This is a genomic window from Maribacter algicola, from assembly GCF_003933245.1.
In the GTDB taxonomy this organism is placed as follows: Bacteria; Bacteroidota; Bacteroidia; order Flavobacteriales; family Flavobacteriaceae; genus Maribacter; species Maribacter algicola.
On the sequence record NZ_QUSX01000002.1, the window covers coordinates 520,608 to 539,854 of the forward strand.

The window sequence follows — 19,247 nt, forward strand, 5'->3', positions numbered from 1 at the left end:
TATGAAGTCTAAAAAAGTACTCTTTTTCGTGGCCATGGCCCTTCCTCTTTTGGGTTTTATGCTGTTGCTCTATAAATCGGTCCAACTACAAAATCAAATCAGCCAATTACAGGAAGAAAAGGAAGTCATTATGAACAATCTGGAGGATTTTGAGCGCTTGGCCCAAATGGATTCCCTGTTGTTGCAAGGAGATTATGAATCCGCCATTAAATCCTATAGCGATTCCATCAATAGGAACAAGGAAATTAAAATGGGCATCCCCTTGAGGATCGCACTAGCTGAAAAGTTGCTCAATCAAAATAAGAACCCTAATTTATTCAAGGATAGTAGCCAATTAAATACCGACAGTCTAAATACCGATGTCCTATTCGAAGAAGCCCATCTACGACAATTCGACTCCCTCAGTTTTGATCTTGAAAAGACGAAGCTTCAACTGGAGCGCGTAAAAAGGCAACTCCAACAAAAATCCTTTGGAGAATACCTGACGTTTAAGAGCAGGAAAGGAAACCAGTTACATTACATTGGTCAGGTAAAGGACGGAAAGGCCCAAGGTTATGGTATTGCGCTATTGGATACGGGTAGTAGGTATGAGGGAAATTGGAAGGACAACCAGCGCCATGGACAGGGTACCTTTTATTGGCCGGACGGTGAATATTATTCCGGCGAGTTCGAGAACGATTTTCGTAACGGTTTTGGCACCTATTTTTGGCCCAACGGCGAAAAGTATGCCGGTCAGTGGAAGGAGGACAAACGAAGTGGTTCCGGTAAATTTTTCGATTCCGAAGGCGATGTGTTGGCCAGCGGGGAGTGGAACGAGGATAAGTTGGTGGAAATCAACGATAGGTAAGTGTGATAGGACCTATTTTTTAAAGATTTTCTTGATTCCTTTAACCAGCAACAGCACTACAAAACCCACAACAAGTCCAATAGCGAATTCTACCAATATGGAGGGAACATTGGGCAGCACGTCGTGTAAAAAGGGAACGTTATGTACAAAAATACCCCCGGAAACCAATAAAAGCGCAATCGTTCCAATGACCGCAAGCGACTTGATTACTACAGGAAGGGCATTTACAAAAAACCGACCTACTTTATCGGAAAAACTATTTTCCTGTTCATTCAAATTGATAAGTCGCACCCCAAACTCGTCCATACGCACGATCAAGGCTACGATTCCGTAAACCCCCACAGTAGCTAAAAGAGCAACTACGGATACAACTATAATCTGCGTGGTAAGCGGCTCTTTAATGACCGTACCCAAGGCGATGATGACAATCTCCACTGACAAAATAAAATCCGTTAGTATGGCGGATTTTATCTTTTCCTTTTCCAACTCCAGGATATCCTTTTTACTGGGGGCTTCCTTCTGTATGGTGAGGGCCTCGTGGTGATGGGGGAAAAAGAACTCATGTATTTTCTCGGCACCTTCGTAGGCCAAATAGAGTCCCCCAAGTATCAGGATAATAGTTACCGCTACTGGCAGGAAGGCACTCAACAAAAAGGCAATGGGAAGAATGATAAGCTTGTTGAGTAAGGAACCCTTGGTAATCGCCCAAAGCACGGGGATTTCGCGTTTGGAAACAAAACCGGAAGCCTTTTCCGCATTTACGGCCAAATCGTCCCCCAAAATACCCGCAGTTTTCTTGGTCGCTATTTTACTCATAGATGCTACGTCATCCAATAAGGTAGCTACGTCATCCAATACTGCAAAAAATCCTGATGCCATTCAAAAAAGTTTATGGTAAAAATAAGATAAGAAAGCAATATAGATGGACGCTTTTAGATTAAAAAGTGTTACTATTTAGCATTAATAGGAGCCTTGGCACAAGAAGCATTTAATCCATGACATGGGATTTTCAAAATTTAAATGCGTAATTCGGCAAATTAAATTTCTTTAAAATATTCATAGACAACTCTCCTGTACAAAATTAGTTTTCAAAACCAATAATATACTTTTATGTACCTTCTTATAATTTTGGTTACTTTAGAAAACTTTTGGGTATGGCAACCCAATAAAGTGCACCAACGAAAGTATGTAATTCAAAATGACCAAATAACCACTTTTATGAAACGTATTCCACTTAGTTTATTATGCTGTATACTATTGGTTTTTTCCTGTAAGCAACAAGACAAAAAGAAATTCCAAATTGAACGCTCCAAGGAGCTCGCTATCAAAAATAAGGTGCACAACAAATTGATGGATATCGAAAAAGAGCAGGGGTGGAGGTTGCTTTTTGATGGTGAGACATTGAATGGTTGGCATTTGTTCAACAATCCGGATTCTACCCGCTATTCCGCATGGGAAGTGAAGGAAGGAACCATTTACTGCAATGCTACCGATGAAAGCAAAGTATTCGGAGATTTAGTGACCGATACCGAATTTGAAAACTACGAGCTTATGTTTGAGTGGCAGATGGGCCTTCGAGGAAATGGAGGGGTTTTTATCAACGTTCAGGAATCCCCTGAATATAAGGCAACCTATGAGACCGGACCGGAATATCAGCTTTTGGAACCGGAACATATGGATACGGATACACCCTTGAAAAGACCCGGTTGCCTTTGGGGCCTTTCCTCCCAATTGAATACGGTCGAAGCCAAACCTACCGGACAATGGAACTCCGCCAAAATAGTACAACAAGATGGCCAGATTCAATTTTATCTTAATGGAATTCTTACGGCAGAAGCGGATTTAACTTCCGCGGAATGGACCAACATGGTGGCAGCGTCCAATTTTAAGGACCGACCCGCATTTGGTAAGGCCACCAAAGGAAAGATTGCCCTCCAGAACTGGTATTTTGAATCGTGGTTCAGGAATATGAAAATTAGGGAACTGTAGAACAAACCGATGGCCATTTCCCTGCCATCTGCAACCGATTTAAGTCAATATGTCATTCCAAGGTTGTTTTTTCATTTGAGTCAGCCATTTGTACCCTGTTTTTTTCTTAAACTAACGAAGGATGAACGCTGAAAAAGACTTCTCGAACCTCTCCTATAAATAATTCCCCACATCATTTCAATTTTAAACTTTTTCCGAAGTGCCACAAGAATTCAGGCTTCTATCGCTATCTTTAAAGGAATAAACCAACTATTTCCCGAATATAAATTCTCTTGAAAAATGAAAATGAAATTTGTACCCGTATTTATTGGCCTATTTACTTTAGGGACCCTATTGAATGCCCAAGACCGTCTGACCGGTGAAACCTTTACCACTCGCTCTGAAATTTTAGCCCGAAACGGTATGGCGGCGACCAGTCAGCCTTTGGCCACCCAAGCGGCCTTGGATATCCTTAAAAAAGGTGGTAGCGCAATGGATGCGGCAATCGCCGCTAATGCGGTACTTGGATTGGTAGAACCGGCAAGCTGTGGTATTGGCGGCGATATCTTCGCCATTGTTTGGTCGGCCAAGGAACAAAAATTGTATGGTTTCAATGGGAGTGGCAGATCACCAAAATCTCTCTCCATCGATTATTTTATGGATAATGGTATGAAATACGTACCCTTTTATGGACCTCTGCCTGTCTCGGTGCCGGGCTGCGTGGATGGTTGGTTCCAACTCCATAAAAAATTCGGAAAAATACCCATGAAAGATATCTTGAAACCCGCCATTGACTATGGCAACAATGGCTTTCCGGTATCCGAGGTTATCGCCTATGAAATGGTTTCGAACTATGAATCGGTTCAAGACCAACCCGGTTTTGCGGACACCTATATGCCAAAGGGTCGTCCGCCCATAAAAGGCGAGGTATTTGTAAATACTGATTTGGCAAATACCTACCAGCTTATTGCCAAGGAAGGGCGCGATGCCTTTTATAAGGGTTCTATTGCCAAAACCATTGATAACTATATGAAAAAGCATGGGGGATTTCTAAGCTATGAAGATTTGGCTAGCCATACCTCCAACTGGGTAGAGCCGGTGTCCGTGAATTATAGGGGGTATGATGTATGGGAACTTCCGCCCAACGGACAGGGTACCGCGGCCCTGCAGATGTTGAACATCCTCGAAGGGTACGATATCGCCAAAATGGGATTCGGTACTACCGAATACCTACATGTGCTCACCGAAGCGAAAAAACTGGCTTATGAAGACCGGGCCAAATTCTATGCGGACCCTGAATTCAACAGAATACCTTTTGAAACTCTTTTGTCCGATGACTATGCTGCACAACGCAGGAAGCTTATAAAAATGGATAAAGCGGCCGATACCTATCCCGCCGGGGATATGGAAATTGAAACAGGGAATACGACGTATTTGACCGTAGCCGATAAGGACGGCAATATGGTATCCTTGATACAGAGTATTTATTCCGAATTTGCCTCTGGCATGGTGCCGGACGGTTTGGGTTTTGTACTTCAAAACCGGGGACAAATGTTCAATGTTCAGGATAAGACCCATGCCAATGCCTTGGAACCGGGGAAACGTCCCTTTCATACCATTATCCCTGCTTTCATTACCAAGGATGGAAAACCTTCGGTAAGTTTTGGTCTTATGGGCGGGGCAGTGCAGCCACAAGGGCATGCCCAAATTGTAGTAAACGTTGTTGATTTTGGAATGAATTTACAGGAAGCCGGAGATGCACCAAGAATGCGACACACAGGCAGTTCACAACCTACAGGGTCCAAAATGACCAATGGGGGCACCTTGAATCTGGAGACGGGTTTTGCACCTGAAACCCTAAGGGAACTACGAAAAAAAGGACATCGTATAGGCTTTGGAGTAGGGATGTATGGAGGTTATCAGGCGATTGGAGTCGATTTGGAAAACAAGGTGTACACAGGCGCGTCGGAGTCGCGTAAGGACGGTCAGGCAGCGGGATATTAAATCGGAATGATGAAAATAAGAAGTAAGGTAACCAACATTCTCCTATGCATCGGATTACTTATAGTTTGCTCGTGTAAAGGGCAAAACCAGGATGCTACCGGGGATTATGTTTATAAAAAGGGCGACCCAAACGGTATCGGTAAATGGTATAAGGGACGTGAAATAGCCTATGTGATGGGATACCAAGGCATGTCCTGGTTGGAACGTTCGGAACGGGAGGAAGAGGAGAATACTTCCAAACTACTAAAAAATATGAATATAAACCTAGGGGATACCATTGCGGATATTGGCGCTGGTTCCGGCTATCACGTGTTTAAAATGGCACCTATGGTCGACTATGGATTGGTATATGCTGTAGATATTCAGCCTGAAATGTTGGCCGCCATGGAGGCCAAAAAGAAGGAAGGGAATTCAAAGAATATAATGCTGGTCCAAGGAAACGAGAAATCCGTGAACCTTCCTGAAAGTTCCGTAGACAAGGTTTTGCTTGTGGATGTGTACCACGAGTTCAATTATCCGCTGGAAATGATACAATCCATTAAAAAAGCGATGCGACCGGAAGCCGAATTGTATCTTATCGAATACAGGGGCGAGGATGCCTCCGTGCCCATCAAGGAACTCCATAAAATGACCGAGGCACAAGCGGTAACCGAAATGAAAGCTGCGGGATTACGATTAAAAAAGAACATTGGTAATCTTCCATGGCAGCACTGTATGGTATTTGTGAAGGACTAGTAATTAGAATCGTTGGCCAAAAATGATCCGCATTTCGTTATCCATAGAGCTAGGGAAGTACTGTAATTGTTTAAGAGGTATAGTTGCTATTGGATTGGTTATGACTGGTTGTTCCTCTTCAAAAAAGGTCAAAGAAAAAGTAAATCTTGCCGTACCTGAGGAGAATCTTGTGATTAAAAAAGAAAATAACAAACAAGAAAATCCTTATGGCTGGAGCTATGTATTGGACGACCATGGATATATCAACCTCCCTACTAAAGATATGACCGTTCGCATTTCCGGTTCCAAAGACTCGCTTATACGGCACAAAAAATTTGATTTATCCAATTTGATTGAAGCAACTGAGAATGAAGGGCCAAAAAGTCCTGTTGCTCTCAAAATTTTAGAAAACTATATCAATAGCGAGAATAAGGAACCCAATGGTCATTGTCTGGCTGTAAGTAAGAATCGATTTGAACAGGCTTATAAGGAGATTCACGGCCATTCCATTTATGAGGATTTACCGGAATATATGGGCACAGCTATGTATACTCCAAAACAGGTCTACAATTTACTCTATGTATCTGCTTCCGATACAAAAAAGGGCTGGAAAAGCCTGCCGGAAGCATACAGAGGCAAGGGAAACGCGGGGGCCGTGGCGTACGCTGGCATGGGAACTCTGGTCGATACCAAGGGTGTTTGGTCTGGAGATTTACAACCTGGGGCCCTGATGCAGGTTTGGCGGTTTCAAAAGGACTATGAAAAAGTGGTAAAGGGTGTCGATGTGAAGAAATTGGACCCTTACGGTCATTCCTTCATTTTCATCGGTTACGTAAGGAACGATAAAAATGAGATTGAAGGCCTCAAGATTGCCGATCAAGGATTTCAAAGTTACCGGCCATTAATACCTAGGGATTATGAAGTTTGGTGGGGTGTCAACCTGAGTATTTGAGGTTTTCTGGCATATGTTCTGATAATTAACGATATTAAAGTACTTTATTGATATGTCCTACGTTACTATTTTAGAGTTGCACCTTGGAATCTGAACAATCATGTTTGTTATTTCGCTCATACTTTCCAGCTTTCTTTTAATTTCTCCATTGGCTACAGCGGGAAATGAGGAGGATTTTTCCTTTGTCAATGAAAAGACATGGCCAAATGTCATTAAGCAAGGCGACAATCGAGAGAAGACAACATTTTGGGTAGACCCAGATAGTCTAGCGGTTTCCTACATAGATACCAAATTGGCAGCCAAGGCACTACGGTTACGATTGCGGGAAGATCTTAGGAACGGTATTATTTCTTTTGACCAGGTTAAAAAGGACTTCACCGATCAGTTGGTCAAAGAAATTATTCCGCATTGGTATGGGACTCCCTGGAGTTTTGGGGGACATACATCGGTACCTAACCAAGGTGAAATTGCATGCGGCTATTTTATTTCAACTACTTTGCGTGATATGGACATGAAGCTTAACCGATATACCTTGGCACAAAAATCACCTATTGACGAAGCTAAAATGATTAGTTGTGGCTCTGATATTCTTAGTGTGGTTCAAGAAACACCGGAGAAAGCTTTTGAAGAGATTGATCGTTTAACTCAGGAAGGTCTCTATTTCATAGGTTTTGATGAAGGCCACGTGGGCTATCTTTTAAAAAGGGACGGTGAATTATTTTTAATTCATTCCAACTATTTTTCTCCGGTATCGGTGTGTATGGAAAAGCTAGAAGAATCTCGCGTATTTAATCGTTTTACTAGCTTTCATCTTGTTGATATTTCACATAATGAGGCCCTTTTAAAACGTTGGTTGGAGAATGGTGCTATTTTGTAAAAACTAGCGCCATACATTAAAAAAAGGACATCAAATTCACACGTTTATAATCATCTTCAAAGAACCGATTTTATTGCCATATGCATTGCTTTTGGAACAATGTTTGGTTCTATAGTCAGGATGCAAACTTCATAAACTATGTAAGGTGAGAGTACGTTTGCTAGAAAGGGAGAGGATAATTATTCCATAAAATTCTGAAAATAAGACCCGCTATAAAAGTCCGCTGAAATAATCGTAAATTCATACACTACAAAATCAGTTGACACAATGAAGATTTCCCAGCTATGTGCTCTTGCTACTGTATACTTCTTTTTGCCTGCAATACTCAGAAAAAGGACAAAAAGGACGAAAAGGCAATCGCCAAAAATAATAGCACTAAAGTAGTTACTGCCGATATTGAAAAAGGAATAAAAGCCATGGTAAGGTTCTCACCCCTCTGTTAGGAGGCAAAAAAGGCACTGGCGCCGTCCCTCTTTTTTCAATGCCTTTTTAGACAATAATATGCTGGTAATTAAGTTAAATTCATGTAAGAATCAACGGACAAGGATTTCATCCTCCCAATAGCATGAAAGAAGAACATACAGGCCCTACGGATAAAAAGTCCCAGGTGGTGACCATGACCTTTGGTGGGGTACCGGGTGAGGACCAACTGGAAAAGGACAAGATCATAGAACGCCAGCTGCGTTTTCAAAACCTGTTGATGAGCATCTCCACCCAGTATATTAACGCAGATGTCTCGGACATTGATAGGCTCATCCAAAAATCCCTACAACAGATTGGAGAGTTTGTAGAGGCGGACCGCAGCTATATCTTCTCCTATGACTTTACCGCCAACACCACCAGCAACACCTATGAATGGTGTGCACAAGGTATTGAGGCTGAGATACACAATCTACAGGATATTCCGGTGGATTTCATCCCACAGTGGTTGCAGGCGCACCGCAAGGGCAGGCCCTTTTATGTGGAAGATGTTTCCAAACTGCCCAAGGATGGGGAGTTTGGGCTACGCGCTATCTTGGAGCCTCAGGGCATCAAGAGTTTGATCACCATCCCCGAGATAAAAAATAATGAGCTCATTGGCTTTATAGGGTTTGATTCTGTACGGAAGATAAACCAATACTCCCAGAATGAACAGGACATCCTCTTTGTCTATGCGAACATGCTAGTGAACGTTTTGTTGCGGAAGGAAAGCGAGGAGCGTATTGCCGAGCAAGAGGCCAAAAAGGAGGAACTGTTGCAACACCTCTCCAAACAGAACCAGGAACTGAACGAATACGCCCATGCAGTCTCCCATGACCTCAAGGCGCCATTGATCAATATCTATACCCTGATTACCTGGTTTTTGGACGACCATAAAACCACCTTAACGGAAAGTGCCCTTAAGCCCCTCTACCAAGTACAGCAGCATGTGGAAAAGATGGACCATCTCATCAAGGGCATCTTGGACTATGCCACCATAGACAAACTTACCACCGCCGATCGAGAAATCGACCTCAAGGCCCTTTTGGATGATGTACTGGATACGCTTTTGGTGCCCGCGCACGTAAAAATCCATTTGCAGGACCATTGGCCCCCTATCATGGGCAACGATTGGAGTTTGAAGCAACTGTTCCAGAACCTGATCCAGAATGCCATTAAGTACAATGACAAGGCAGTGGGCGAAATTACTGTTGGGGCCACGGATATTGAGGGAGGCCTTGAGTTCTTTGTAAGGGACAATGGCATGGGTATCCACCCAGACCATTTTGAACGGATTTTCCAAGTGTTCACCAAATTGGACCATAACAACGCCTCTTCTGGCATAGGGCTGTCCATCGTAAAAAAAATTGTGCATCACTACAAGGGCAACATACGGTTGCATAGTGAAGAGGGCAGGGGCACTACCTTTTACTTTACGTTACCCGCCGCATTGGTTTAGCCTGTAACGGTTTCTACATTCTTTTTTTCCATAGTGGGAAATTTCCGTTTATCTTTATAAACACTTGATTTGCAAACCTTCTAAGGAAACTCCGCATGAAAACATACCCAAGTATATTCAATGACGTAATCGGCCCTGTGATGCGAGGCCCTTCAAGTTCCCATTGCGCGGCATCGCTTCGGATAGGAAGACTTTGCCTCGATTTAATGGATGGCGATATTAAAGAGGTCGATATTGAGTTCGACCCCAATGGTTCCTTGGCCACGACCCATAAAGGTCAAGGGTCGGACATGGGTCTGTTCGGGGGATTTATGGGCTGGGAAGCGGATGATGAACGTTTGCCCAATTACTTGCAGGCCATTGACGAAGCCGGGATTAAGGTGAACATAACGATCCATCCTATAGGTGCCACGCATCCAAATACGTATAAGATTACCTTAAAAAACGCTCGGGAAACACGAAAAGTGACGGCAATTTCTACAGGAGGAGGCATGATCGAGGTGCTGGAAATAGATGGGGCCCACGTTTCAATGGCCGGGGATTTTTTTCAGACCTTGATCTATTGTACATCGCCTTCAGCGATTATCTCTCAGGTTGAAAATTCCTTTGCTTGTGACGAAATCGCCTTTCGGGAAGGAGACCACAATTTCATCGAAATAAAGGCAAATCAGTTTATTCCAAAAGACCTGGAGGCATCCCTTTTGGAGTTGAACGAGGTACTTTTTATCAAAAAATTGCATCCGGTACTTCCGGTACTGGCCCGTAAAGACCTCAAGGTTCCCTTTATCACTTGCAATGAAATGTTGGACTATAATGCCGATAAAAATCTTGAGTTATGGGAGTTGGCCCTGGCTTATGAAAGTATGCGCGGCCATATATCCGAGGATGAAGTATTTGATAAAATGCGTTCCATCGTAAAAATTATGAAAAATGCCATAGCCCTTGGACTAAAAGGAACCGAATATGCCGATCGCATCCTTGGCCCGCAATCCCTGACATTTCAGGAAAGGATGGACGGAAAAAAATTGGTGGAGGGCGATGTGCTGAACCAAGTAATTCTCTATACCTCTGCCATGATGGAGGTAAAAAGTTCCATGGGGGTAATTGTTGCGGCCCCAACGGCAGGATCCTGTGGGGCATTGCCTGGAGCAATTTTGGGCATTGGAAAAATATTGGGACTTTCAGAGGATGAACTGGTAAAGGGAATGTTGGCCGCCGGGATGATCGGGGTCTTCATTGCCGCACATGCCACCTTTGCTGCGGAAGTTGGCGGTTGCATGGCAGAGTGTGGTTCGGGGTCCGGGATGGCGGCCGCAGGTATCGTCGTCTTAAAAGGAGGGTCATTGCAACAATCCCTCTCAGCAGCTTCCATGGCCCTACAATCCAGCTTGGGCATGGTGTGCGATATGATCGCCGATCGCGTGGAAGCACCTTGCCTAAATAGAAACGTCATGGCCGCCACGAATGCCATTTCCTGTGCAAATATGGCCTTATCCGACTACAACCACCTTATCCCGTTGGATGAAGTTATCGAAACCATGAAAAAGGTAGGCGATGCCATGCCCAATACCCTATGCTGCACGGGTCTAGGGGGACTGGCCATTACAAAAACGGCCAAGGAAATCGAAGCGAAGTTGGCAAATGGGGAGTTGAATACGAACAAAACCTTTTTTAAAGTATGTTAGATATTATTCCATTAAACCGTCGAGAATTTTGAATCTGTCACCCTGATAAAAGGGTCAGTTCGAGTGATTTTTCGCAATGCAATGAAGAAAAATTGTATCGAGAACCTTATTAAGGCCCTAAGAAGCCTGCCCTGAGCGAAGACGATGGGTTCTCGATACACTTGATTTTCGATGGAAGTATTCGAAAATCAACCACTCGAAGGGATACTTTTTGTGTAAAGTTTTTAAAATGTACAACGGGTTCCATTATCCATTTTTAAAAGTGTTCACTGCATATCAATGGGTCTAGGTCTTAAATAAATATATCATGATTACAGTACTCTGGGTGTCTTTGGCGGCTTTAGGGATTTGGTTTTCCATTGTCTTGGCAAGGGATTTTTGGGCTCATAGAACCTCCTTGGAGGATAGTAGCTGGCTAAAGACGTCCGTTATTGGTTTTGTGGTCAATTTTTTTGACGTTTTAGGTATTGGTGCCTTTGCACCGCAAACGGCCCTATTAAAATTCACGAAACAAACGAAGGACAAGCATATTCCGGGAACCATGAACGTGGCCAATACGTTGCCCGTACTTTTTCAGGCATTGATTTTTATTACCATTATCGAAGTGGAGCCTATCACCCTAGTGACCATGTTCATTTCGGCGGGATTGGGGGCTGTTTTAGGTGCGGGCATCGTTGCCAAGATGTCCGAAAAAAAGATACGGTTGGTGATGGGGTTTGCCCTTTTGGTCACGGCCTTTTTTATAATGGCCACGAGCCTGGATTGGATTCAGGGCGGGGGAGAGGCCATAGGGCTCACCGGCACAAAATTGGTCATTGCCCTTATCGCGAACTTTGGTCTGGGGGCATTGATGACGGCCGGCATTGGTCTGTATGCTCCTTGTATGGCTTTGGTATTTGCCTTGGGAATGTCGCCCCAAGTGGCTTTTCCCATCATGATGGGCTCTTGCGCTTTCTTGATGCCTCCTGCCTCGGTACGATTTATTCGGGAAAGGGCCTATAACAGAAAGGCGGCCGTTGCCATGGCCATTCCGGGCATCGTGGCTGTGGGCCTTGCGGCCTTTGTGGTTAAATCATTGTCCTTGGATGTACTGCGATGGGTCGTCATTGTGGTCATACTCTACACTTCCGGCGTAATGCTCTATGGAGGTTTTACCCATAGGGAAAACGTAGATTCAGATTAAATTTAAAGCACGTTGCGTTTCAGGATCTGAGACAATCTGTCGCGCCTATTTATTTTTTGGAAAAATCGGCTTCCATGAGTACCCAGTAATTGGGGTCGAGCACTACCTTTTCCGGCGTAAAATCTATCGGAAATGTGAAGGTGTCCGATTGTTTGTCGACCGATATCGTTTTGATGACCTGTTGTTTATCCGAAGTACCATAAATACCGATTTCCAAAGGCATTTTAAAGAGGCTGCCATCTTTTTGTACTTGGTCTAGCCGGACTTTCACCGCCTTATTTTTTGCATCAAACTGCCAAGTGCCCTCCAATTGCAAGGTACCGGGTTTGTACAACCATTGATTAAAAAAAGCTTCAAGGTCCATTCCCGATGCTTCTTCCATCTCCCGCCTAAAATCTTCGGTGGTAGCATTCAAATCCTTGTATTTCGCATAATAGGACCGAATCCCTTTCCAAAACACCTCCGTGCCCACAACGCCCCGCAACATATGCAAGATCCAACTGCCCTTTTGATAGGTCTGTATCGTGGTCACTTGGGACATATCGGATAAATTATCATGCACGATGCGGTAGTCCGGGTGCTTTTCATAAAATACATCTACCGTCTTTTTACTTTTTTCCAATCCGCTTAAAAAGGCGTCACGGCCGTACTGGTGTTCAATGAAGAGCAAGGTGAAATAGGTAGCGAAGCCTTCGCTCAGCCACACATCGTCCCAATCATACTCCGTTACGGCATTCCCAAACCATTGATGGGCAATCTCATGGATGACCACATTGCGCCATCGCTCGTTTCTGTCGCCCACAACGGAGTTTTCGCTGTAGAGAATGGCCGAAGCCGCTTCCATACCGCCACTGACGCTGTTGGACTGTATATTGGCCAATTTTTCATAGGAAAAAGGACCAATGCGATCACTATAAAACTCCAAGGCACTTTTGGTGGGAATGGCAAAGTCATAAAAACCTGCGTCCCTATCCTGTGGGTACACCCATGTCTCGATGGATTTTCCGTCGAATGTATCCACGTACTGGACCGCAAACCTGGCAACCCCCAAAACATAAAGCCAGGAGGCGATGGGGACCGACTGCCTCCAATGGGTCAACCGATGGCCATTGGCCATATCCCGCTCCTCGATTTTTACCCCGTTGGAAACTACCTGATAATGCGAGGGTGCGGTAACGACAAACTCACAGGTAGCCTTGTCATAGGGGTGGTCTATGGTGGCCAGCCAATGCCTTCCCTTATCGGGCCAGTTATCACTGAAAAAGGTGCGATCCCCATATTTGTTATCGGCTATTTTAAGGCCCGAAGCCGGAACTCCCTTATAATGTATCGTATAGCTCGTGCGTTGGTCCTTTGTAGAGGGCTCTGGTAGCTGAATGAGTAGGACATCATTTTCATGGGTATATTGCAAGGGTGTTCCATGGGACCATACCCCGGTTACTTCCATACCCTTATTGCCTAATTTTTCGGAAACATTGACCAGGTCAAGCCGTAGGCGCGTTTCGCCCGCCGCCAAGTAGCGGATGTCAACCGTCTCTTTACAGACGATCTCGTCAGAAGTATCGGATAGCTTTATCTCGAACCTATAGTTTAGGGCATCGATATTCGGATTTTTGGGATAGGTGTCCGTCAAAGCAAAAGCCCCGCACCACGTCAGGGTCATAAAAATCAGTGCAAACAGTCTATTTCTTTTCATGGTTCCTAAGTTCGGCAATTGGAAAAAAATTAATTTTTAAAAGGGATTTCTACGGGCGGATGATATTCCGTCAGCCCTTTTTCCTTCATCGTCTTTTCAACGGCCTCAATGGAGGAAGGCACAAAGGCACTTAGGTTTTCAACCCCATCCTCGGTCACCAGGGCCACATCCTCAATACGAATGTACAGGCGTTCTTCCGGAATCCATATCATCGGGTCAATGGTGAAGACCATGCCGGCCCGTAAGGGAACCCCCCGCACAATGCCCACATCATGCACCGCCATCCCTACAGGGTGTTGAAAATGCCCCCTAAATTGAATGCCCGCTTGGACCGCTTTCAGGTGATGCGGTTTCACGAATTGCTTTCCCTTGATATATTGGGTCATATCCTCGGCGGCCCGATCCAAAACCTCATTCGAGGTTACGCCCGGTTTTATATATTTAAAAAGGGCATCCCTGTAGGCAACGATGAAATTGTACAAGGCCTCTTGGGCCTTGTCAAATTTCCCATTTACCGGCCAAATACGGGTTACGTCACTGGTGTAATACCGATAATCCGGCGCGTAATCCATCAAAACGAGGTCCCCTTCCTCAAGCACATCGGTCTTATGGAAATAATGGCCCATATAGGCATTGGTACCGCCCTCTATGATGGATGCGTAGCCATCACCACGGGCCCCGTGCAGATGAAAGACATATTTGGCCGCGGCATCCAACTGATATTCATAGATACCGGGTGCCGTGGAACGCATCGCTTCCATGATGCCAAGCCCTGCAATTTGCGTCGCCTTTCGTATGACCGCAATTTCTGCGGGACTTTTTATGAGTCGCATTTCGTCCAGTATGGGGGAAAGGTCCCGAATCTGGAATTGGGGAAACTGTGCCGTTATTTTTTGCACAAAAAGCGCCTCCTTGGTAGGATTCCCGTCCCAAGGGTCCGCAGCGGCACGCGCCTGTCCGTACAGAAGTTCATCCCGACTATCGTTTCCTGTCTCGGCCGGACTTAAGGGCGTATACAATTCGGGTGCGTTGGCTTTGATGAGTCCGGTGCGCAGTAGATCGGCGGCCAGAAATTCATAGCCTTTTACCCGGTTTACTCCGGTAAGCTCCTTAACGAGCGCTTCATCCTCGGCGGACAGTATTTTTCCTTGGCTCTCCTCACGGCCTACATCCCTGTGGGGCAGATACAAGGTTACCTGGTTATTTTTTCCGTTCAGGAGGAGATAGACATGGTCCGTTTCCAAACCTGTCAAGTAATAAAAGGTGTTGGACTGTCTAAACACGCTAAAACCGGGCCTTCCGCTGGACCCTTGTATGAGGGCGATTGCATTTGGGCCTATCGTTTTCAGGATATGGGCCCGCCTTTGGGTAAATTCCTCAATTGAAAAATCGGTTTGATAGTTGTGCTTTTCCTGTGCCCATGCGGGTGTGAGGGCTAAAAGGAGCAAGATGAGGGCCGTGGCCGTTCCAGTGGTTTTCATGTGGTGGTTTTTAGGTTGAGGCGCGGGCTGGGTGCGCCTTATGGCTTTGGAAGATACAGATAATTCCTGTTGTATGGATTGCAGGGTTAAAGAATGTCATATGCCGATGGATACAGGCCGCTTGGGGTGTCATTGCGAGGCACCTCGACTTACTTCGACTACGCTCACTACAGGCCGCTCGGTATAGGTTGCTCAGGGAGACAGGTGATTAGACCTTTACAATCATTTTTCCTTTTTTCTTGCCGGCCATCATGTCCAAAAAGGCCTGAGGTGTATTTTCAAATCCTTCTACGATCGTTTCCCGGTAGGTCAACTTTCCCTCCTTCAACCAAGTTGATAATTGCTCCATGGCCTCCGGAAATTTATCGGAGTAATTGGAAACGATAAAGCCCTGCATCAAGGCACTGTTTTTGATCAAAAAAGGCTGTACGCTCACCCCGGTCGGCGTTTCGGTATTGTTATAGACCGCTATCGCCCCACAATTGATCGTCCTGGCGAACTTGTTGATGCTGAATAATACGGCATCGGAAATTTCCCCGCCTACGTTGTCAAAATAGATATCTACACCGTTGGGAGCGACCTCCTTAATGGCAGCTTTCATATCGTCAGTAGTTTTATAATTGATGCCTCGGTCAAAACCGAATTCGGAGGTCAACAATTCCACCTTTTCGTCAGAACCGGCAATCCCAATGACCGTAAGGCCCAAGATTTTACCGATTTGACCCACAACACTACCTACGGCACCTGCGGCCCCGGAAACGATCAAGGTTTCTCCTTTTTTCGGTTTGCCGATTTCATGCAAACCCAAATAGGCTGTTAATCCCGTCATCCCCACAATACCCAAATAAGCACTCAAGAGCGCTTTATCTGGGTCCACTTTTTGCAGGTTTTCTCCGTTGGAAACCTGTACCGTTTTCCAATCCAATCGGTCCCTTACAAAATCACCTTTTGTAAAATTCTCATTTTTAGAATCAATAACCTCTGCGATGATGCCCGAATTGATGGGTTTGCCCACCTCGAATGGTGGAACGTAGGATTTGGCATCGCTCATCCGTCCCCGTAAATAAGGGTCCACGGAAATGTACTTGGTTTCCAAAAGCACTTCCCCGTCCTTTATCATGAGGTTGTTTTCGGATTCCGTAAGTTCAAAATTGTCCAGGGTAGGGGCCCCAACCGGACGTTTTTTTAAGTGTATCGTTTGTATCATCATGTTATTTTAAGTTCCTAATGTAATTTCTTCCTTTAAAGATACGCGGTTTGTCGTGTCTGTAGTATGAAAATTAGGGGCAACCGTCCTGATTACCCCTTACTTTCGTCACTATTTTTTACAGACTAACGGTATCATTTTCCTTATGCTTCACTAATCATAATAGACTTCGCATTTACGAATTCCTTCATTCCGAATCCTCCATGTTCGCGTCCGTAACCCGAATTTTTAACACCTCCAAATGGCATGTTGGGTTCAGCCAGGCCAAAGGAGTTGATAAAGACCATGCCGGTATCAAAGTATTTACTTGCCATTTCCACGGCGGTGTCCACATCTTTGGAGAAAATGCCACCTCCGAGTCCGAATCGGCTATCGTTGGCAATGCGCATGGCATCCTCGTTATCTTTCGCCTTTATCAATGAGGCTACCGGGCCGAACAACTCATCGTCATACGCCGGTTGTCCTTCGGTAACGTGGGCCAAAACCGTGGCTGGATAATAATAGCCCTCCCCATCGGGCAGTTTCCCACCGCATAGGATTTCGGCGCCGTTCGCTACGCTCTTTTGTACCTGCTCGTGCAATTTTTCCCGTAAGTCCTTCCTTGCCATCGGGCCTAAATCCGTTTCCGAATCGGTGGGGTCGCCCAACTTCAGTGCCTTCATGCCTTTTACGAATTTTTCCCGAAACTCGTCATAGACCGCTTCCGTCGCAATAAAGCGTTTGGCGGCAATACAGGTTTCGCCATTGTTATAGATACGTCCTTGGATGCATTTTTCCACAGCCAGATCGATATCGGCATCGTCCAAAATAAGATAGGCATCGTTACTACCCAGTTCCAAAACCATTTTCTTCAGTTCGCCACCGGCTTTTTTCCCGATTTTCTTTCCGGCACCCGGACTCCCCGTTAAGGTCACACCTCGCACCAATTCGTGCTCTATGATGGTGTCCGATTGATCGTGGGAAATCACCAACACACTGAACAGTCCTTCGGGTAATCCCGCCGTATCGAATATGGATTTCAGGAGCTTGGCAGTTCCGGTCACATTTTCGGCATGTTTCAGTAACACACTGTTCCCCGCCATCAAATTGGCGATGGTATAGCGAATGACCTGATAGGCTGGATAGTTCCAAGGTTGAATCCCATAAATAACGCCCAAAGGCGCGTAGGTGATGATACCTCTGCCTCCATCGGAAATTTCGCGTTCCTCACTTTTGAGTGCCTCCGGTGCATTCTTGGCGGAAAAGCTACAGATGGCACTGCATAGGTCCACTTCCTGTTCGCTTTGCGTCAGGAGTTTCCCCATTTCGGAGGTCATCATGTCCGCCAGTTCCTTTTTATAGTTCTGTAGTTCTTCCCCAATGGCGGAAATGATTTTGCCCCGTTCCTCCACGGATTTGAACCGCCATTTTTTAAAGGCTTCGTGGGATTTTTGAATGGTGTCGGCCACCTGTGCATCCGTCATCAAGGTATGCGTAGTGAGCGGCTTCCCGTTTGCGGGATTGATCGTTTTAAATGTTTTATCTGTTATTGTCGTTGCCATTACTTTCTGTTTTTTTTAAGTGAATTGTATATCCGTAAACCGTCATAAACGAATGTTTCCTCGATCGCAGTCGAGAGGTCATTAAACCTAAAACCTTTAAAATGAGGTCTCGCATCTCGACTGCGCTCGATGTGACAGCTCGACCTGACATTCAAGTTGTAATTATGAAGAATCCCGGACATTCATTTAGTGAATTACTGTTGTTCGCTGGGTACCAGGTACACATCGTTGATGTTTACACGCTCCGGTTGGGAGAGGGCGTAGTAAATGGCATCTGCAATATCCTCGGCTTCCAAGGTTTCCATTTTTTGCATTTCCTTCATTTTCTCCATAATATCTTCATCGGTAATGGTATCCGTCAAATTCGTAGCGACCGCACCGGGCTCAATGGAGGTGACGTTGATGCCATATTTAGGCGCGAGTTCTTGGCGCAGCCCTTCGGAAAACATCTTTACTGCGGCCTTTGTGGCGCAATAGACCGCTCCGCCCGGAAAATATCGGTGTGCCGCCATGGACGATATGTTGATGATATGCCCGTCTTTATTGGCCTTTAACTCAGGTAGTACCGCGGCCACGCCGTTGAGTACGCCCTTAATGTTCACGTCCACCATTTTTTCCCATTCATCCGTCTTCAGTTTTTCTACAAAGGAGAGGGGCATCAGACCGGCATTGTTGATCAGGGCGTTTACCGTTCCAAATGTCAATTTCGCTTTGGAAACCGCATTTTCAAAGTCCTTCATTTTGGTGACATCCCCGGCCACGACCAAGGCTTCCCCACCTTTGGCTTCAATGGCCTTTTTTAAATCGTTAAGTTCATCTTCACTACGGGCCATAAGGACCACTTTGGCGCCGTGTTCCGCCAATTTATGGGCGGCGGCTTTTCCGATGCCGCTTGAGGCTCCGGTTACGAGTATTACCTTGTTTTCTAAATTCATCGTGTTCTTTTTTTGTTTCCCTTCAATATAGGAGCTAGGGACGGATTTCCTTGATCCTAACGAATAGCGGATTGACGGGTTCGCTATGGAGCGCGCTTTATGGTTTTTAGGGTTAAGGGGGATGGGTTGGGCAAAGGGGATCTTGGGTGTTATAATGAACTTAAAATGTGCCTGGAACACATTACAATAGGATTAATGGGGGTGTAAATGTATGTTAAATGAATCACATTTAAAATTCT

At 45.2% G+C, this 19,247-nt stretch carries 15 protein-coding genes; 9 read left to right on the forward strand and 6 right to left on the reverse strand.

Annotated features, from left to right (window positions below; translation table 11 throughout):
- Position 1 precedes the first annotated feature (1 nt).
- Positions 2-847, forward strand: a complete 846-nt coding sequence (locus DZC72_RS11525; RefSeq protein WP_125223080.1) for an MORN repeat-containing protein — start codon at positions 2-4, stop codon at positions 845-847.
- A 12-nt stretch (positions 848-859) separates the two neighbouring features.
- Here DZC72_RS11525 and DZC72_RS11530 read toward each other — a convergent pair whose 3' ends face one another.
- Positions 860-1,726 (reverse strand): DUF808 domain-containing protein, encoded by an 867-nt coding sequence (locus DZC72_RS11530; protein WP_125223081.1) that lies wholly within the window; start codon positions 1,724-1,726, stop codon positions 860-862.
- Positions 1,727-2,065: 339 nt separating this feature from the next.
- Between DZC72_RS11530 and DZC72_RS11535 the strand changes: the two genes are divergently transcribed.
- From DZC72_RS11535 to DZC72_RS11570, 8 genes are all read left to right on the forward strand, one after another.
- A complete protein-coding gene (locus tag DZC72_RS11535; protein ID WP_125223082.1) occupies positions 2,066-2,836 on the forward strand; it encodes a 3-keto-disaccharide hydrolase in 771 nt (256 codons plus the stop codon).
- Between the two features lie 279 nt (positions 2,837-3,115).
- Positions 3,116-4,819, forward strand: coding sequence for a gamma-glutamyltransferase (gene ggt, locus DZC72_RS11540; RefSeq protein ID WP_243641719.1), 1,704 nt, complete (start codon positions 3,116-3,118; stop codon positions 4,817-4,819).
- 6 nt (positions 4,820-4,825) lie between these two features.
- Positions 4,826-5,554, forward strand: a complete 729-nt coding sequence (locus DZC72_RS11545; protein WP_317127138.1) for a class I SAM-dependent methyltransferase — start codon at positions 4,826-4,828, stop codon at positions 5,552-5,554.
- A gap of 22 nt (positions 5,555-5,576) precedes the next feature.
- On the forward strand, positions 5,577-6,485 hold the full coding sequence (locus tag DZC72_RS11550; RefSeq protein WP_125223083.1) for a hypothetical protein: 909 nt from the start codon (positions 5,577-5,579) through the stop codon (positions 6,483-6,485).
- A gap of 100 nt (positions 6,486-6,585) precedes the next feature.
- A complete protein-coding gene (locus tag DZC72_RS11555; RefSeq protein ID WP_125223084.1) occupies positions 6,586-7,362 on the forward strand; it encodes a hypothetical protein in 777 nt (258 codons plus the stop codon).
- Positions 7,363-7,927: 565 nt separating this feature from the next.
- A complete protein-coding gene (locus tag DZC72_RS11560) occupies positions 7,928-9,280 on the forward strand; it encodes a sensor histidine kinase (RefSeq protein ID WP_317127139.1) in 1,353 nt (450 codons plus the stop codon).
- Between the two features lie 95 nt (positions 9,281-9,375).
- Positions 9,376-10,965: an L-serine ammonia-lyase, iron-sulfur-dependent, subunit alpha gene (locus DZC72_RS11565; RefSeq protein WP_125223085.1), complete on the forward strand. Its 1,590-nt coding sequence runs from the start codon at positions 9,376-9,378 to the stop codon at positions 10,963-10,965.
- 307 nt (positions 10,966-11,272) lie between these two features.
- Positions 11,273-12,148 (forward strand): sulfite exporter TauE/SafE family protein, encoded by an 876-nt coding sequence (locus DZC72_RS11570; RefSeq protein WP_125223086.1) that lies wholly within the window; start codon positions 11,273-11,275, stop codon positions 12,146-12,148.
- Between the two features lie 49 nt (positions 12,149-12,197).
- Here the strand turns inward: DZC72_RS11570 and DZC72_RS11575 are convergent, their stop codons facing one another.
- The 5 genes from DZC72_RS11575 to DZC72_RS11595 form a co-directional block, all read right to left on the reverse strand.
- The gene (locus DZC72_RS11575) at positions 12,198-13,844 is read right to left on the reverse strand and encodes a M1 family metallopeptidase (RefSeq protein WP_125223087.1); all 1,647 of its coding nucleotides are present in this window, start codon (positions 13,842-13,844) and stop codon (positions 12,198-12,200) included.
- A 29-nt stretch (positions 13,845-13,873) separates the two neighbouring features.
- A complete protein-coding gene (locus DZC72_RS11580) occupies positions 13,874-15,325 on the reverse strand; it encodes a M24 family metallopeptidase (RefSeq protein ID WP_125223088.1) in 1,452 nt (483 codons plus the stop codon).
- Positions 15,326-15,533: 208 nt separating this feature from the next.
- On the reverse strand, positions 15,534-16,532 hold the full coding sequence (locus tag DZC72_RS11585) for an NADP-dependent oxidoreductase (RefSeq protein ID WP_125223717.1): 999 nt from the start codon (positions 16,530-16,532) through the stop codon (positions 15,534-15,536).
- A 143-nt stretch (positions 16,533-16,675) separates the two neighbouring features.
- On the reverse strand, positions 16,676-18,073 hold the full coding sequence (locus DZC72_RS11590; protein ID WP_125223089.1) for an NAD-dependent succinate-semialdehyde dehydrogenase: 1,398 nt from the start codon (positions 18,071-18,073) through the stop codon (positions 16,676-16,678).
- Positions 18,074-18,267: 194 nt separating this feature from the next.
- Complete coding sequence (locus tag DZC72_RS11595) at positions 18,268-19,008, reverse strand: SDR family oxidoreductase (RefSeq protein WP_125223090.1); 741 nt, start codon at positions 19,006-19,008, stop codon at positions 18,268-18,270.
- Between the last annotated feature and the right edge of the window lie 239 nt (positions 19,009-19,247).

Coding starts and splice junctions, on each gene's coding strand:
- DZC72_RS11575 (WP_125223087.1), bottom strand. CDS start 13,844: ATGAAAAGAAATAGACTGTTTGCACTGATTTTTATGACCCTGACGTGG.
- DZC72_RS11555 (WP_125223084.1), top strand. CDS start 6,586: ATGTTTGTTATTTCGCTCATACTTTCCAGCTTTCTTTTAATTTCTCCA.
- DZC72_RS11550 (WP_125223083.1), top strand. CDS start 5,577: ATGATCCGCATTTCGTTATCCATAGAGCTAGGGAAGTACTGTAATTGT.
- ggt (WP_243641719.1), top strand. CDS start 3,116: ATGAAAATGAAATTTGTACCCGTATTTATTGGCCTATTTACTTTAGGG.
- DZC72_RS11565 (WP_125223085.1), top strand. CDS start 9,376: ATGAAAACATACCCAAGTATATTCAATGACGTAATCGGCCCTGTGATG.
- DZC72_RS11545 (WP_317127138.1), top strand. CDS start 4,826: ATGATGAAAATAAGAAGTAAGGTAACCAACATTCTCCTATGCATCGGA.
- DZC72_RS11560 (WP_317127139.1), top strand. CDS start 7,928: ATGAAAGAAGAACATACAGGCCCTACGGATAAAAAGTCCCAGGTGGTG.
- DZC72_RS11535 (WP_125223082.1), top strand. CDS start 2,066: ATGAAACGTATTCCACTTAGTTTATTATGCTGTATACTATTGGTTTTT.
- DZC72_RS11590 (WP_125223089.1), bottom strand. CDS start 18,073: ATGGCAACGACAATAACAGATAAAACATTTAAAACGATCAATCCCGCA.
- DZC72_RS11585 (WP_125223717.1), bottom strand. CDS start 16,532: ATGATACAAACGATACACTTAAAAAAACGTCCGGTTGGGGCCCCTACC.
- DZC72_RS11525 (WP_125223080.1), top strand. CDS start 2: ATGAAGTCTAAAAAAGTACTCTTTTTCGTGGCCATGGCCCTTCCTCTT.
- DZC72_RS11570 (WP_125223086.1), top strand. CDS start 11,273: ATGATTACAGTACTCTGGGTGTCTTTGGCGGCTTTAGGGATTTGGTTT.
- DZC72_RS11595 (WP_125223090.1), bottom strand. CDS start 19,008: ATGAATTTAGAAAACAAGGTAATACTCGTAACCGGAGCCTCAAGCGGC.
- DZC72_RS11580 (WP_125223088.1), bottom strand. CDS start 15,325: ATGAAAACCACTGGAACGGCCACGGCCCTCATCTTGCTCCTTTTAGCC.
- DZC72_RS11530 (WP_125223081.1), bottom strand. CDS start 1,726: ATGGCATCAGGATTTTTTGCAGTATTGGATGACGTAGCTACCTTATTG.